Source organism: Agrobacterium sp. MCAB5 (assembly GCF_052114365.1).
GTDB lineage: Bacteria > Pseudomonadota > Alphaproteobacteria > Rhizobiales > Rhizobiaceae > Agrobacterium > Agrobacterium tumefaciens.
This window is the reverse complement of the sequence record NZ_JBFREP010000002.1, coordinates 335,208-350,739: the sequence shown is the minus strand read 5'-3', so window position 1 is coordinate 350,739 and position 15,532 is coordinate 335,208. Positions and strand designations below refer to the sequence as shown.

Genomic DNA, 15,532 nt, shown 5'->3' with positions numbered 1-15,532 from the left:
GGCCGCGCGGCGCTAGAAGTCTGCGATCCGGTAGGGCAAGGCCCCGCGTGAGAGATGATCGACATGTAGTTTGCGTTTTAGCGGCGGTACGGCGCGCTGCACGCAATCGACCCTTTCGCAGACCCGGCAGGAAACGCCGATGGGCTTGAAGGAGGCGGTATTGGCGAGATCGAGTGTATCGGCATAGACGAAATTCTGCGCATGGGAAATTTCGCAGCCGAGCGCGATGGCATAGCGTGGCCTGTCCGTGTTGAAACCGGCGCCGGCTTTTTCGATCTGTGTGGCGATGGAAAGATAGCGCACGCCGTCAGGTGTTTCCGCCAGCTGGCGTACTATCCTGTCGGAGCTTTCGAAGGCCTGATGAATGTTCCAGAGCGGACAGGCCGCGCCGAAACGGGCAAATTGCAGCCTTGTGGCGCTGTGGCGTTTGGTGATGTTGCCAGCCCGGTCGATCTTGGCGAAAAAGATCGGTACGCCTTTCTGACCAGGGCGTTGCAAAGTGCTGAGCCTGTGGGCCACCTGTTCAAGGCTCGCGCCGAAGCGCACGGCCAGAAGTTCCAGATCGTGGCGCAATTCCTGCGCGGCCCGGTGAAATTGCCTATATGGCAGGATCAGCGCGGCGGCGAAATAGTTGTGAAGTCCGATGCGACAGATTTCCGCGGCTTCGGCGCTACGGAAACCGGCGCCGGCTAGCACTCTGTCCACGGTTGCTCCCGCATGAAGCTGGGCGATCTGAAGCGCAAGCTGAAAACAGCGGGTCGGTGCTGCCATGTAGGAACTGAGCGCCAGCGTTTTGCCGGCCGGATCGAAATGCCGGATCAATCCGCCCGCCGCCTCCGTTCTGGTGATATGGACACCGAAGCGGCTGCGTAGATGGGCCGCGAGAATGCCGTAGGTCTCGCCGCCCTCTATCTCCAGTTCGTATGCAAGTTCTTCCGCCAGAAGATCGATCTCGGCAACGTAATTGTCGACGAAGTGAAAGAAATCGCGGACCTCTTCGTAAGGTGTTCTCTCCACCTGCGCGGTTCCCCGCCCCAGCCTGTCATCCAGCTGCACCAGCTGCTCGCTGTTTTGCCGGTAGGCCTGGTGGGCGCGCAAAAGCGCATGGGCAAAACCCGGTGCGTTCTGCGCAATCAGCTTCAGCTCCTGCAGCCCGGGCTCGTAATTCAGGAACAGCGGGTCTTTCAGGGCCTCGCGCACAGCGGAAACCAGCCGGTCGTTTTCGCCGGTTGCCAGCTCCGTTACGTCGAGCTGGAATTTTTCCACCAGCGTCACCAGAACGCTGGCGGAAACGGGTCGCTGATTGTTTTCGATTTGGTTCAGATAACTGGCCGAAATGCCGAGCCGTTCGGCAAACTGCGCCTGCGTGGCGCGGGCGTTTTCGCGAAGGCCGCGGACCTTGCGGCCGATGAAGAGCTTTTCCATAGCCATGTTGCAACTTTGCAAAAGTAAATATTGTAAATATTTATGCCACGCATACGCGCACGATCAAGGCTTCTAGGCGAATGTTTTCTAAGCTATTGATTTTGAGGAAACGCATGGAGGAAACATGCCCAGCATTCTGGAGCAATTGCAGACGCGCCGCGACGAAGCGCGGCTCGGCGGCGGCGTCAAGCGCATTGAGGCGCAGCATGCCAAGGGCAAGCTGACGGCGCGCGAGCGCATCGATGTGTTGCTGGATGAAGGTTCCTTCGAAGAGTACGACATGTACGTTACCCACCGGGCGGTGGATTTCGGCATGGCCGAACAAAAGGTGGCGGGCGATGGCGTCGTTACCGGCTGGGGCACCATCAACGGCCGGCAGGTCTATGTTTTCAGCCAGGATTTTACCGTGCTCGGCGGTTCGCTGTCGGAAACCCATGCCCAGAAAATCTGCAAGATCATGGATATGGCCGTGCGCAACGGCGCGCCCGTGATTGGCCTCAACGACAGTGGCGGCGCGCGCATTCAGGAAGGTGTTGCTTCGCTCGGCGGTTATGCCGACGTTTTCAAGCGCAACGTCATCGCCTCCGGTGTCGTGCCTCAAATCTCTGTCATCATGGGGCCGTGTGCCGGTGGTGCCGTTTATTCGCCTGCCATGACCGACTTCATCTTCATGGTGCGCGATACCTCCTACATGTTCGTAACCGGGCCGGATGTGGTGAAGACCGTAACCAACGAGATCGTCACGGCGGAAGAGCTGGGTGGCGCCTCCACACACACCAAAAAATCCTCCGTTGCCGATGGCGCCTATGAAAACGACATCGAGACACTTGAGCATGTGCGCCTGCTTTTCGATTTCCTGCCGCTGAATAATCGGGCAAAACCGCCAGTCCGGCCTTTTCATGACGATCCCGCACGGCTGGAAGCGCGCCTCGATACGCTGATCCCCGACAGTTCGAACAAGCCATACGATATGAAGGAACTGATCCATGCGCTCGCAGACGAGGGCGATTTCTTCGAGTTGCAGGAGGCGTTTGCCAGAAACATCATCACCGGTTTCATGCGTCTGGAAGGCCAGACGGTAGGCGTCGTCGCAAACCAGCCGATGGTGCTGGCCGGGTGTCTAGATATTGACAGCTCACGCAAGGCCGCCCGCTTCGTGCGCTTCTGCGATGCCTTCAACATTCCCCTGCTGACACTGGTGGATGTGCCCGGTTTCCTGCCCGGAACGGCGCAGGAATATGGCGGCGTCATCAAGCACGGCGCGAAACTGCTGTTTGCCTATTCCGAGGCGACGGTTCCGATGGTGACGCTGATTACCCGCAAGGCCTATGGCGGCGCTTATGACGTGATGGCATCCAAACATATCGGCGCTGATGTGAACTATGCCTGGCCGACTGCGGAAATCGCTGTCATGGGCGCAAAAGGGGCAGCGGAAATCCTCTATCGCTCGGAGCTTTCCGATCCGGACAAGATCGCCGCGCGCACAAGGGAATATGAGGAGCGTTTCGCCAATCCCTTCGTGGCGGCAGAGCGTGGTTTCATCGATGAGGTCATCATGCCGCATTCCTCGCGCCGCCGCATCGCTCGTGCTTTTGCCTCGCTGCGGGGCAAGAACGTCGAAACCCGCTGGAAAAAGCACGATACCATTCCGCTCTGACCTGCCCTGGGGCTGGAAAAATACTTTGGCCACCTTACTATAATGATGTTCAGGCGCCCGACCTTCGGTGCCCTCCCGAAACGCACAAGGACTGATTTTTATGGCCGAGAACTCCTCCGCAGATAATTTTCCCGCCGGATATGAAGTGCCCAAGGTCTGGACCTGGGACAAGGGTAATGGCGGCCAGTTCGCCAATATCAATCGCCCGATCGCCGGTCCCACCCATGACAAGGAATTGCCGGTCGGCAAACATCCGTTGCAGCTTTATTCGCTGGCAACGCCGAATGGCCAGAAGGTCTCGATCATGCTGGAAGAATTGCTGGCCGCTGGCCACAAGGGCGCCGAATATGATGCCTGGCTGATCAAGATCGGCGAAGGCGACCAGTTCGGCTCCGGTTTTGTCGGCGTCAATCCGAACTCCAAGATCCCGGCGCTGATGGATCATTCGACGCCCGAGCCGACCCGGGTTTTCGAGAGCGGCTCGATCCTCGTCTATCTCGCGGAAAAATTCGGCGCTTTCCTGCCGAAAGAGGGCAATGCCCGCACGCAGGCGCTGAACTGGCTGTTCTGGCAGATGGGTTCCGCCCCCTTCCTCGGCGGCGGTTTCGGCCATTTCTACGCCTACGCCCCGATCAAGATCAAATATGCTATCGACCGTTACGCCATGGAGGTTAAACGCCAGCTTGACGTGCTTGACCGTCATCTGGCCGACAACCGTTATCTGGCGGGCTCGGAATATACGATTGCCGACATGGCCGTCTGGCCCTGGTATGGCAAGATCGCGCTCGGCCAGGCTTATGGCGATGCCGGTGCTTTCCTTGAAGCGGCCGGTTATAAGAACCTTATGCGCTGGACGCTTGAAATCGGCGAACGACCTGCGGTCAAGCGCGGCGTGATCGTCAACAAAACTTCGGGCGATCCGTCCGAACAATTGCACGAACGCCACGATGCCTCCGACTTCGAGCAGAAGACGCAGGACAAAATCGGCAAGGCATAACGAAAAGACTAGAGCGCTTCTGGTTTTAATAGGACCATGAAAGCGCTCTAATTATTTGAATTTACGCATATCCGGACGTAAAAGCGGACCTGCTTTAATGGAAATGCTTCTGGAAGGACAAAAGATGGCGAACCTGCCCGAAATGACCAAACACAAGGGATTTCCCTCCGGCATGCCGAGCACGGGCATCCAGTTCACCATCCGCCGCGCCAATCCAAAAGGGGTAACGCCCATCAAGATGATACCTCGAAGGGCGCGGGACGATTCCAAGGAACACCGCATCGATGCGGCCTTCCTGCACTCGCTCTGGCACCATTTTGGTCCCGAGCCGTTCGAGCGCGGTAATCTCGACGCGGCCCGCCTCAGCCTGCTGTTCGGCCGCGAGGTCTTGCCGGCGGAAAAGAATTTCGATCCGCTTTCCTACCAGGCGATGCTTGTCATCGACGAGCGCGTCGCCCGGCAGAATTTCCCGGAATCCTTCGAGAACTTTTTCGAGATTTGAGTGTGCTGTCATCCGCCAATAGGGAATGAAATTCAATGTCGACGGCCACCAGCAAATTCCTGAGCTATGTTCTGCGACATGCGCCCGAAAGCATCGGGCTTACCTTGGATGCTCAGGGTTGGGCGGATGTCGGAGATCTATTGGCAAAAGCAAATGCGAGTGGCACGCTGCTCGACGAGGCCGGTCTGCGTGCGGTCGTTACCGAAAGCGACAAGATGCGTTTCACCCTTTCGGAAGATGGGCACCGCATCCGGGCCGCGCAGGGGCATTCAGTAAAGGTCGATCTTGGTAGCGCTCCTTTAGAACCACCGCCGCAGCTTTTCCATGGTACTGCGACACGTTTCCTAGATGCTATCCTGCAGGAAGGATTGCGACCGGGCAGCCGGCAGCAGGTTCACCTTTCGGCAGACAGCGTGACGGCACATGCGGTCGGCCAGCGGCACGGAAAACCCGCCATCCTAATGGTTGATGCCAGTCGGATGTTTGCCGCTGGCCACAGCTTTTTTCAAGCCGACAATGGTGTCTGGCTGACCGATGCTGTTCCCGCTGCGTATCTGACGCTGATTGAGAATCATACTTTGGAAGGCGATGGCAAATGATCAAGAAAATTCTCATCGCCAATCGCGGCGAGATCGCCTGCCGGGTCATCAAGACGGCGAAGAAGATGGGCATTGCGACGGTTGCCGTCTATTCGGATGCTGATGCCAATGCTTTGCATGTGAAGATGGCGGATGAGGCCGTTCATATCGGTCCGGCGCCCTCGTCGCAGTCCTATATCGTCATCGATAAAATCCTTGCTGCGATCGAGAAGACCGGGGCTGATGCGGTGCATCCCGGCTATGGCTTCCTGTCGGAGAACGCTGCCTTTGCCGAGGCGCTGGAGAAGGCGGGTGTGATCTTCATCGGCCCGCCGGTCGGCGCTATCCAGGCCATGGGCGACAAGATCACCTCCAAGAAGCTAGCGGCGGAAGCCGGTGTTTCCACCGTGCCCGGCCATATGGGGCTGATTGGGGATGCAGATGAGGCGGTGAGGATCGCCTCCGAGATCGGTTATCCCGTGATGATCAAGGCCTCGGCCGGCGGCGGCGGAAAGGGCATGCGCATCGCCTTTAACGATGCGGAGGCGCGCGAGGGTTTCCAGTCGTCAAAAAACGAGGCGAAATCTTCCTTTGGGGACGATCGCATCTTCATCGAGAAATTCGTCACCCAGCCGCGCCATATCGAAATTCAGGTGCTGGGCGATCAACACGGCAATATCCTTTACCTTGGCGAGCGAGAGTGCTCGATCCAGCGCCGCAACCAGAAGGTCATCGAGGAAGCGCCATCGCCCTTTCTTGATGAGGCAACGCGCAAGGCCATGGGCGAGCAGGCCGTGGCTCTGTCGAGAGCAGTCGGTTACCATTCGGCCGGAACGGTGGAATTCATCGTCGATGGCGAGCGCAATTTCTACTTTTTGGAAATGAATACGCGCCTGCAGGTGGAACATCCGGTAACGGAACTCGTCACAGGCATTGATCTTGTCGAGCAGATGATCCGCGTGGCATCAGGCGAAAAGCTGTCCTTCGGGCAGACCGATATAAAGTTGAACGGCTGGGCAATCGAAAGCCGGCTTTATGCCGAAGACCCGTATCGTAATTTCTTGCCCTCCATCGGCCGGTTGACACGGTATCGCCCGCCGCAAGAGGGCGAGCAGGAAAACGGCACCGTGATCCGCAACGATACCGGCGTCTTCGAAGGCGGTGAAATCTCGATGTATTACGATCCGATGATCGCCAAGCTTTGTAGCTGGGCAAAGGATCGTGAAACCGCCATCGATGCCATGGGGCAGGCGCTGGATCGTTTCGAAGTGGAGGGCATCGGCCACAATCTGCCGTTCCTCTCGGCTGTCATGCAGCACGAGCGTTTTCGGGCCGGCCGTTTGACGACGGGTTTTATCGCCGAGGAATTTCCGGAGGGCTTTTCCGGGGTCGAACCCGATGAGGCCTCCGCGCGCAAGCTCGCAGCCATCGCCACCGTTATCCACCAGCGGCTTCAAAACCGTGCGGTCGAAATTTCCGGTACCATTGGCAATCATCGTCGCATTGTCGGTCAGGACTGGGTGGTTTCGCTTGGTCGATCCCGTCGAAGCGTCAGCGTGGAGACCGGTGCTGAAGGCATGGCAATCCGTTTTGAGGATGGTGCTGCGCTGACAGTCGCTACCGGCTGGCTTCCCGGCCGCAGCCTTGGCCTGTTCACGGTGGCGGGCGAGGTGATCGCCGCCAAGGTCGATCTTGCCGGTGCGGCGGTTCGCCTGCGCTGGCGCGGCATGGATGTTCTCGCCCATGTGCGCAGCCCGCGCGTGGCGGAACTGGCGCTGCTGATGCCGGAAAAGCTGCCGCCCGATACGTCGAAACTGTTGCTCTGCCCGATGCCGGGCGTCATCACCGGGATCTCGGTTGGCGAGGGGGACGAGGTGGAAGCCGGTCAGGCGCTGGCGACGGTGGAGGCAATGAAGATGGAGAACATCCTGCGTGCGGAAAAACGCGGCCGGGTCGCCAAAGTGTCGGCAAAGCCGGGCGATAGCCTCGCCGTGGATGAGGTCATCCTCGAATTTGAATAGGGCTTGATACCGTTTTTGAGGAACGGATGAGGGGCGGAGCGGGTTACGGGGTAGGCTGGATTTCGGTCACGATCACCAGTCACAGTACTGAAAATGAAATGCAGAAGGGGAGATATGCATGTCGGGTGAAAAAACGGTGCGGGATTGGCTGCAGCTTGCCGAAAAAGAGCTGAAGCGTTCACCGGATGCACTCGTCTGGCATACGCCCGAAGGCATTGACGTCAAACCGCTTTACACGGCCGATGACCTGAAAAAGGCTTCACATCTCGATGGCCTGCCGGGCTTTGCACCCTTCACGCGCGGCCCGCGCGCCACCATGTATGCCGGGCGGCCATGGACGATCCGCCAATATGCCGGGTTTTCGACTGCCGAAGCTTCCAACGCCTTTTACCGCAAGGCGCTCGCCGCCGGCCAGCAGGGTGTTTCGGTCGCCTTCGATCTTGCCACTCATCGCGGATATGACAGCGACCACTCGCGCGTTGAAGGCGATGTCGGTAAGGCGGGCGTAGCGATCGACAGCGTCGAGGACATGAAAATCCTGTTCGATGGCATACCGCTCGAAAAGGTCTCCGTCTCCATGACCATGAACGGGGCCGTCATTCCGGTGCTCGCCAATTTCATCGTTGCGGGGGAAGAGCAGGGTGTCTCGCGTGCCGCACTTTCCGGCACCATCCAGAACGACATTCTCAAGGAGTTCATGGTCCGCAACACCTATATCTACCCGCCCGAGCCTTCGATGCGTATCATTGCTGATATCATTGAATATACGGCGAAGGAGATGCCGAAATTCAACTCCATTTCGATATCCGGCTATCACATGCAGGAGGCAGGTGCCACGCTGGTGCAGGAGCTTGCCTTCACGCTGGCGGATGGGCGGGAATATGTGCGGGCCGCCCTTGCCAAGGGACTGAATGTCGATGATTTCGCCGGCCGCCTGTCGTTCTTTTTTGCCATCGGCATGAATTTCTTCATGGAGGCCGCAAAGCTGCGCGCCGCCCGCTTCCTCTGGTCGCGCATCATGGAAGAGTTCAAGCCGCAAAAGGCGTCGTCGCTCATGCTGCGCACCCATTGCCAGACATCCGGTGTGTCTCTTCAGGAACAGGACCCTTACAATAACATTGTCCGTACCGCTTTCGAGGCCATGTCCGCCGTGCTGGGCGGCACACAATCGCTGCACACCAATTCCTTTGATGAAGCCATTGCCCTGCCGACAGAATTTTCCGCCCGTATCGCCCGCAACACCCAGCTTATTCTCCAGCATGAAACCGGCGTCACCAAGGTCGTCGATCCGCTGGCCGGTTCCTACTACGTCGAAAGCCTGACGGATGAACTGGCGCAAAAAGCCTGGGCGCTGATTGAGGAGGTGGAGGCGCTTGGTGGCATGACCAAAGCGGTGGCCGAAGGCCTGCCCAAAAGATTGATCGAGGAAGCGGCCACGCGTCGGCAGGCGGCCGTGGACAAGGGCGAGGAAGTCATCGTCGGCGTCAACCGCTACCGTCTGGAAACCGAGGAGGATATCGACGTTCTCGATATCGACAACGCCGCCGTACGCGCCGCGCAAATCCGCCGCCTTGAGGACACCAAACGTCGCCGCGACGGCGGGGACGTCTCGAAGGCGCTGGCGGCATTGTCTGAGATTGCCCGCAGCGGCAAGGGTAATATTCTCGAGGCGGCAGTCGTCGCCGCCCGCGCCCGCGCCACCGTCGGCGAGATTTCCGATGCGCTGCGTGCCGTCTTCGGCGATTACGTTGCCGTGCCGGAAGTGGTGGAGGATATTTACGGCGAGGCCTACAAGGACGAGCCGGAGCTTGCCACGCTCGCTACGCGGCTTTCCGGCGTGGCAGAACGGCTCGGCGTCAAACCGCGCATCATGGTCGCAAAGCTCGGGCAGGACGGGCATGATCGCGGCGCGAAGGTTATCGCGTCGGCCTTTGGTGATATCGGTTTCGATGTGCTGGCCGGGCCGCTGTTCCAGACGCCTGCCGAGGCAGCCGATCTTGCGGTTCAGAACAAGGTGCATGTGGTCGGCATGTCGTCGCTTGCCGCAGGCCACAAGACGCTCGCGCCGCAGCTTGTGGAGGCGCTCAAGCAGAAGGGTGCCCAGGACATCATCGTCGTCGTCGGCGGCGTCATCCCGCGCCAGGATTACCAGTTCCTGCTCGACCACGGCGTTTCGGCAATTTTCGGACCCGGCACCAATGTCATGGATGCGGCCAACAAGGTTCTCGATCTGCTGGAAGGCATCCGGCGCAACGCGTGAGAGGAGTACGGCCATGTTCGGAAGATTGAACCACGTCGCCCTTGCCGTGCCCGATCTTAATGCCGCGGTTTCGCGATACAGGGCGCTTGGCGCTCAAGTTTCCGAGCCGCAATCCCTGCCCGAACACGGCGTGACAGTGGTTTTCGTTCAGGCTGACAATACCAAGATCGAACTTCTTCATCCGCTTGGAGAGAACTCCCCGATTACCGCCTTCCTCGAAAGAAATCCGGGTGGCGGCACGCATCATCTGTGCTTTGAGGTGCCGGATATTCTGGCCGTGCGAGACGATCTCGTCCAAAAAGGCATCCGCATTTTAGGTGATGGCGAGCCGAAGATCGGCGCGCATGGCAATCCCGTTCTCTTCCTGCATCCAAAGGATATGGGCGGCGTGCTTTACGAGCTTGAGCAGGTCACTCCGACACACGTCTGAAACACAGACCCCGTACCGACATCCCGAAACACGCTGGCGAAGTGATTCACCGGCGGCAGTTGCCGTTCGCTTGTGCTAGAAACATGGGTTTCGTTTATTTTCTTTTGACATTCGTTTTGTTTTCGTTTTTATGACGATAATCTTTCAACGTAGGGGGAAATGGTCCCCGGCGCTGTCTTGGGAGGCTCTATGTCCGGCGAAAACATATTCGATCTTTTTGTCATCGGCGGTGGCGTGAATGGTTGCGGCATTGCCCGCGATGCCGTGGGTAGGGGCTATTCCGTGGCGCTTGCGGAAAAGGGCGATTTTGCCTCCGGTACGTCTTCGGCAGCCACCAAGCTCATCCATGGCGGCCTGCGTTATCTCGAACATTATGAGTTTCGTCTGGTGCGCGAAGCCTTGATGGAGCGTGAAATTCTGTGGGCCATGGCCCCGCACGTCATCTGGCCCATGCGCTTCGTCCTGCCGCTCCAGAAAGGCGGCGTGCGTCCGGCATGGATGGTCCGGCTTGGCCTCTTTCTTTATGACAACCTCGGCGGCCGCAAGCTTTTGCCGCCGACGCGCACGGTCGATCTTCGGCAAGACCCGGCAGGCAAACCTCTGAAGCCGGTCTTTGCCAAGGCTTTCGAATATTCCGACGGCTGGGTGGACGATGCCCGTTTCGTGGTTCTGAATGCGCGTGACGCGGCGGATCGCGGTGCGACGATCATGAACCGCACGCGGGTCGTTTCCGCACGGCGCGAAGGCGGCGTGTGGCTTATCGAGACGCTGGACGAAAAGACCGGCCGTTCAGCCACGCACAGAGCGCGCATGCTGGTGAATGCCGCTGGCCCATGGGTGGATAACGTGCTGTCCGGCGTGTTCGGGCGCAACGATGTGCACAATGTTCGTCTCGTGCAGGGCAGCCACATTATCGTGCGCAGGAAGTTTTCCGATCCGCGCGCCTATTTCTTCCAGAACCCGGACAACCGCATCATCTTCGCCATTCCCTATGAGCAAGATTTTACGCTGATCGGCACCACGGACCGCGACTACAAGGGCGATCCGGCCAAGGTGCGCATCTCCGAGGAGGAGATTTCCTATCTCTGCAATGCCGCCAGCGAATACTTCAGCGAGCCGGTGAAGCCGGATGATATCGTCTGGACCTATTCCGGCGTGCGCCCGCTTTTCGATGATGGCGCTTCAAAGGCGCAGGAAGCCACACGCGACTATGTGCTGAAGGTTGAAGAGGCAGAGGGCGAAGCGCCGCTGCTCAATATCTTCGGAGGCAAGCTGACCACCTACCGGCGGCTGGCGGAACATGCTCTGGAAAAGATCGGCGCAGCCATCGGAGAAAAGGGCAATCCCTGGACGGCGGGATCGTATCTGCCGGGCGGTGACTTCGGGGCGGAGAGATATGACGCCCAGGTGAGGGCGCTTGTCTCCCGTTACCCATTCCTTGATGGACGCCATGCCGAGCGGCTCATCAGAAACTACGGCACGAAGGCTGCGGAACTGCTCGGTGTCGCCACCGATGTTTCCGGCCTCGGCCGGCATTTCGGCGGCACACTTTACGAATGCGAAGTGCGCTGGCTGGTGGAACACGAATGGGCCTTTGCAGCCGAGGATATTCTCTGGCGGCGCACTAAACAGGGCCTGCGGTTGAGCAGGGACGAGGCTGCCGCTCTGGATGAATTCGTTTCCACGCTGACTGGTGTCAAGGAAAAGGGCGAAGCCGTGACGGAGCAGGCCTGAGCTTTTACGAGTTGTCCCGTCAGTTCCCCGAGTTCCTTGCCGCTCTTTCAGGGCCATCGGCGCTCAATATATAGTCGTCGGCGGCGGACAGAGCGTGTTCCATATGCCCTTCGAACACCAGTTCCGGTTCGTTGGGCGCGATGCCGATTTTTGGCATTCCGCCGAAGCGTACCGACTGCGATTGCGCAAGGCCATCGTGAAGGCCGATTTCCAGAAGATCGAAGTAGCGTGTGCCGGGGCCAGTGATGAAGACCGGCATATGGCCGTGCAGGCTGAACAGACGTGAAAGGCCGTTGCCGAGTGCAAGCCCGGCTGTGCGGAAGGCAAGCCGCGCCATGCGCCCGCCGGCGCGGGCGGAAGCGGCGATCTTGTCCACTTCGGCAATCGGCACGAATTTTGCCGGTTCCGCCTGCGGCGGGGCCTCGAATGCCGAACGCAGGATTGCATAAAACCCTGAATAGGCCTCGATACAGCCTCTGGTGCCGCAGCGGCAGAGGGCGCCATCGGCCAGATGCAGCATATGTCCGAAATTGGGGGCGCTAACCTCTATCCCGCCACCCGCGGCGCGGGCAATGCCGAGGCCAATGCTGTGGCCGAGCGACAAGGTGACAAGTGCCTCCGGTTTCGGGCCGTCCTTTGCCTGCTCCTGTATCCAGATGGCTTTTGCGGCCAGCAGCGTTTCGTTGTTCAGCGTCACGCGGATGCGGCCGTCCTGAGAAATGAGCTGCTGGAAATCTATCTTTTCGGTGCCGAGCACCGGTGACCAGACGAGCACCGCCGCTGCCGCGTCCACAAGCCCCTTGCTGCTGATCGACACCTGAAGAATGTCGTGCCGGTCGATGCGCGAACGGTCCGCAAGCCGTGCAAGGCCGGAGAGGATCGAGCCGCCGAATGACCCTTTTTCAGCCGTGATCCTCTGCTCGGTGAAGCGGTCCACCAGCTTGCCGGCATAGTCGACCAACGAATATTGCACGCTGTCGGACGAAATGATGACGATGGCGACGTGGCAGAAAGCACCATCAGGCCCAAAGAGGATGCGCGGCCGCCCACGCCCTGCGGCGGCTAGCTGCTCTTTGCGCAGGATGAGGCCGGCCCGCTCGAGTTCCATGGTGATTGCGGAAACGGTGGCGGAGGCAAGCCCGGTGAAGGAGGACATGTCCGTATGGGAGAGGCTGCCATGAAGGCGCAGCGCTGCCATCACCGACAGGCTGTTTTTCTGGCGCACCAGTTCCGTGCTTGCAATGGCGGACATGGGCTGGGGTATGCTCCCTGAACGGCTTTTTCCTGTCGTGCTTATCCCCTCTGATGGCGCACGCCACGAGCAAGATCAAGGCACCCGGATGCTGCCCGCAGCCGTTGTTGACAGCATGGGAAATCTCTGACATTAATTTTCTCGACTGTCGAGAAAATTGTGAAATCACAGAGCCCGACAGCTTTTTCCGGGCGTTTTCCCTGCATGGAGGTGCAGGCTTCGCCCTTACCGGGAGGACATCATGAATTCGTTTGCCAAGCTTTTGGCGGGTACAGCTGTACTCGTTTCCCTGCACACCGCAGCCATTGCTGCTGATCTCGTCGTTGGCGTTTCCTGGTCCAATTTCCAGGAAGAGCGCTGGAAGACGGATGAGGCGGCAATCAAGGCAGCTCTCGACAAGGCCGGTGCGAAGTATATTTCCGCCGATGCGCAGTCGTCCGCCGCAAAACAGCTGACTGACGTGGAATCGCTGATTTCCCAGGGCGCCAATGCGTTGATCATTCTTGCGCAGGACAGCGACGCGATTGGCCCGGCCGTTGAAAAGGCCGTCGCTGAAGGTATTCCGGTGGTGGGTTACGACCGCCTGATCGAAAACAAGAACGCCTTCTACATCACTTTCGACAACAAGGAAGTCGGTCGCCTTCAGGCCGCCGAAGTCTTCAAGGTCAAGCCGGAAGGCAACTACGTCTTCATCAAGGGTTCGTCTTCCGATCCGAATGCGGACTTTCTTTTTGCCGGACAGCAGGAAGTTCTGAAGGCCGCTGTCGACGCGGGCAAGATCAAGAATGTCGGCGAAGCCTATACCGATGGCTGGAAGCCGGAAAATGCCCAGAAGAACATGGAGCAGTTCCTGACCAAGAATAACAACAAGGTCGATGCGGTCGTCGCCTCGAACGACGGAACGGCCGGTGGCGCAATTGCCGCTCTTGCCGCGCAGGGCCTCGCAGGTTCTGTTCCTGTATCCGGTCAGGATGCGGACTTCGCCGCGCTCAACCGCGTAGCGCTCGGCACGCAGACGGTATCTGTCTGGAAGGATAGCCGCGAACTCGGCAAGGAAGCTGCCGGCATCGCGCTGGAACTTGCGGGCGGCAAGAAGATGACGGAAATCAAGGGCGTTGCCGCTTTTGATGGCGGTCCGAAAAAAGTGACGATGCAGTCAGTCTTCCTCAAGCCCATCGCCATTACCAAGGACAATCTGAACGTCGTCATCGACGCCGGCTGGATCAAGAAGGAAACGGCCTGCCAGGGTGTAAAGGCCGGATCCGTCAAGGCCTGCAACTGAGACCGCTAGGTTGATGTTTGGGCGCCGCGCCACTGATACGTGGCGCGGCGCCTTTCAGATGTAAGGAGGACCGGCAGTCCATGGCCGACATGACACAATCCAATTCCACAGCGTCCCCCAAGACGGAAAAGACGGGCTCGATTTCGCGTTTCATCAGTGCCACGGAGCTTGATACCCGGCTGCTCGGCATGGTCGGCGCGCTTCTTCTGATCTGGATCGGTTTCCATATTCTTTCGGGCGGGCTGTTCCTGACGCCGAGAAACCTCTGGAACCTCTCCGTCCAGACCGCTTCGGTCGCGGTGATGGCGACAGGCATGGTGCTTGTCATCGTTACCCGCAACATCGATCTGTCGGTCGGGTCGATCCTCGGTTTTTCCGGCATGATCATGGGTGTCATGCAAGCGGAAATCCTGCCGCAGCTCCTCGGCTTTGAACATTGGGCGACATGGATCGTCACGCTTCTGGTCGGCATTCTCGTCGGTGGAGCGATCGGCATGCTGCAGGGCTCGATCATCGCCTTCCTGAACGTGCCGTCCTTCATCGTCACGCTTGGTGGTCTGCTGGTCTGGCGCGGTGGCACATGGTTCGTCACCAGCGGCCGCACCGTGGCGCCGATGGATTCCACCTTCCGCCTGATGGGTGGCGGCACCAGCGGCTCGATCGGCGCGACATGGAGCTGGATCGCAGCCATTGTCGCCTGCGTCGCCATTGTTGCGGCAATCCTGAATTCCCGCCACCAGCGTCGCCGTTTCGGTTTTCCGCTGCGGCCCGTCTGGGCGGAATATTTCCTGGTGGCACTTGGCTGCGTCGTCGTCGTCGGTTTCGTAGCTGTCGTCAACAGCTATCCCTGGCCGGTCAACATTGCCCGCAACTATGCCGATGCCAATGGCATTACCTGGCCGGATGGTGGCCTGTTCATTCCGCACGGCATTGCCATTCCGGTGCTGATGGCGCTTGCCGTCGGTGCTGTCATGACCTTCATCGCGACGAGGCTTCGCTTCGGGCGTTATGTTTTCGCCATCGGCGGCAACCCGGAAGCGGCGGAGCTCGCCGGCATCAAGACCCGCTGGGTCACGGTGAAGATTTTCACGCTGATGGGCGTTCTCTGCGCCATCGCGGCGGCAATCTCGACTGCCCGCCTCAACGCGGCCACCAATGCTCAGGGTGAATTGGATGAACTTTATACGATCGCGGCGGCGGTCATCGGCGGCACGTCGCTCGCCGGCGGCGTCGGCACCATAGCGGGCGCGATGCTCGGCGCGCTCGTCATGCAATCGCTGCAATCCGGCATGGTGCTTGTGGGCATCGATACGCCCTTTCAGCGCATCGTCGTCGGTGTGGTTCTGGTCGTCGCCGTCTGGCTCGACACCATCTACCGCGCCCGCGCCAAGTAA

12 protein-coding genes are annotated in these 15,532 nt (G+C 59.3%); 10 read left to right on the top strand and 2 right to left on the bottom strand.

Annotated elements, in window-relative coordinates; translation table 11 throughout:
• Positions 1 to 12 precede the first annotated feature (12 nt).
• On the bottom strand, positions 13 to 1,431 hold the full coding sequence (locus tag AB4Z23_RS06340; RefSeq protein ID WP_065687911.1) for a helix-turn-helix domain-containing protein: 1,419 nt from the start codon (positions 1,429 to 1,431) through the stop codon (positions 13 to 15).
• Positions 1,432 to 1,549: 118 nt separating this feature from the next.
• Here AB4Z23_RS06340 and AB4Z23_RS06335 point away from each other — a divergent pair, with 118 nt between their 5' ends.
• From AB4Z23_RS06335 to AB4Z23_RS06300, 8 genes are all read left to right on the top strand, one after another.
• Positions 1,550 to 3,082 (top strand): acyl-CoA carboxylase subunit beta, encoded by a 1,533-nt coding sequence (locus AB4Z23_RS06335; RefSeq protein ID WP_065687910.1) that lies wholly within the window; start codon positions 1,550 to 1,552, stop codon positions 3,080 to 3,082.
• A 100-nt stretch (positions 3,083 to 3,182) separates the two neighbouring features.
• Positions 3,183 to 4,079, top strand: a complete 897-nt coding sequence (gene yghU / locus AB4Z23_RS06330) for a glutathione-dependent disulfide-bond oxidoreductase (protein ID WP_003511310.1) — start codon at positions 3,183 to 3,185, stop codon at positions 4,077 to 4,079.
• A 124-nt stretch (positions 4,080 to 4,203) separates the two neighbouring features.
• Positions 4,204 to 4,581, top strand: a complete 378-nt coding sequence (locus tag AB4Z23_RS06325) for a hypothetical protein (RefSeq protein WP_013761770.1) — start codon at positions 4,204 to 4,206, stop codon at positions 4,579 to 4,581.
• Positions 4,582 to 4,616: 35 nt separating this feature from the next.
• Positions 4,617 to 5,180 (top strand): RNA 2'-phosphotransferase, encoded by a 564-nt coding sequence (locus tag AB4Z23_RS06320; RefSeq protein ID WP_065687909.1) that lies wholly within the window; start codon positions 4,617 to 4,619, stop codon positions 5,178 to 5,180.
• Positions 5,177 to 7,180 (top strand): acetyl-CoA carboxylase biotin carboxylase subunit, encoded by a 2,004-nt coding sequence (locus AB4Z23_RS06315; protein WP_065687908.1) that lies wholly within the window; start codon positions 5,177 to 5,179, stop codon positions 7,178 to 7,180. The genes AB4Z23_RS06320 and AB4Z23_RS06315 overlap by 4 nt, the downstream gene beginning before the upstream one ends.
• Positions 7,181 to 7,298: 118 nt before the next feature.
• Positions 7,299 to 9,440 carry a methylmalonyl-CoA mutase gene (scpA, locus tag AB4Z23_RS06310; protein ID WP_003511304.1) on the top strand — a complete coding sequence of 714 codons (2,142 nt, stop codon included), beginning with the start codon at positions 7,299 to 7,301 and terminating at the stop codon, positions 9,438 to 9,440.
• 13 nt (positions 9,441 to 9,453) lie between these two features.
• Entirely contained in the window at positions 9,454 to 9,870 is a 417-nt protein-coding gene (mce, locus tag AB4Z23_RS06305; RefSeq protein WP_003511303.1) for a methylmalonyl-CoA epimerase, read from the top strand.
• 189 nt (positions 9,871 to 10,059) lie between these two features.
• Positions 10,060 to 11,604: a glycerol-3-phosphate dehydrogenase gene (locus tag AB4Z23_RS06300; protein WP_065687907.1), complete on the top strand. Its 1,545-nt coding sequence runs from the start codon at positions 10,060 to 10,062 to the stop codon at positions 11,602 to 11,604.
• Between the two features lie 19 nt (positions 11,605 to 11,623).
• Here AB4Z23_RS06300 and AB4Z23_RS06295 read toward each other — a convergent pair whose 3' ends face one another.
• On the bottom strand, positions 11,624 to 12,856 hold the full coding sequence (locus AB4Z23_RS06295; protein ID WP_065687906.1) for an ROK family transcriptional regulator: 1,233 nt from the start codon (positions 12,854 to 12,856) through the stop codon (positions 11,624 to 11,626).
• Between the two features lie 241 nt (positions 12,857 to 13,097).
• Between AB4Z23_RS06295 and xylF the strand changes: the two genes are divergently transcribed.
• Together xylF and AB4Z23_RS06285 are read left to right on the top strand one after the other, a co-directional pair.
• Positions 13,098 to 14,138, top strand: coding sequence for a D-xylose ABC transporter substrate-binding protein (gene xylF / locus AB4Z23_RS06290; protein ID WP_003511300.1), 1,041 nt, complete (start codon positions 13,098 to 13,100; stop codon positions 14,136 to 14,138).
• An 80-nt stretch (positions 14,139 to 14,218) separates the two neighbouring features.
• Positions 14,219 to 15,532, top strand: coding sequence for a sugar ABC transporter permease (locus tag AB4Z23_RS06285; protein WP_003511299.1), 1,314 nt, complete (start codon positions 14,219 to 14,221; stop codon positions 15,530 to 15,532).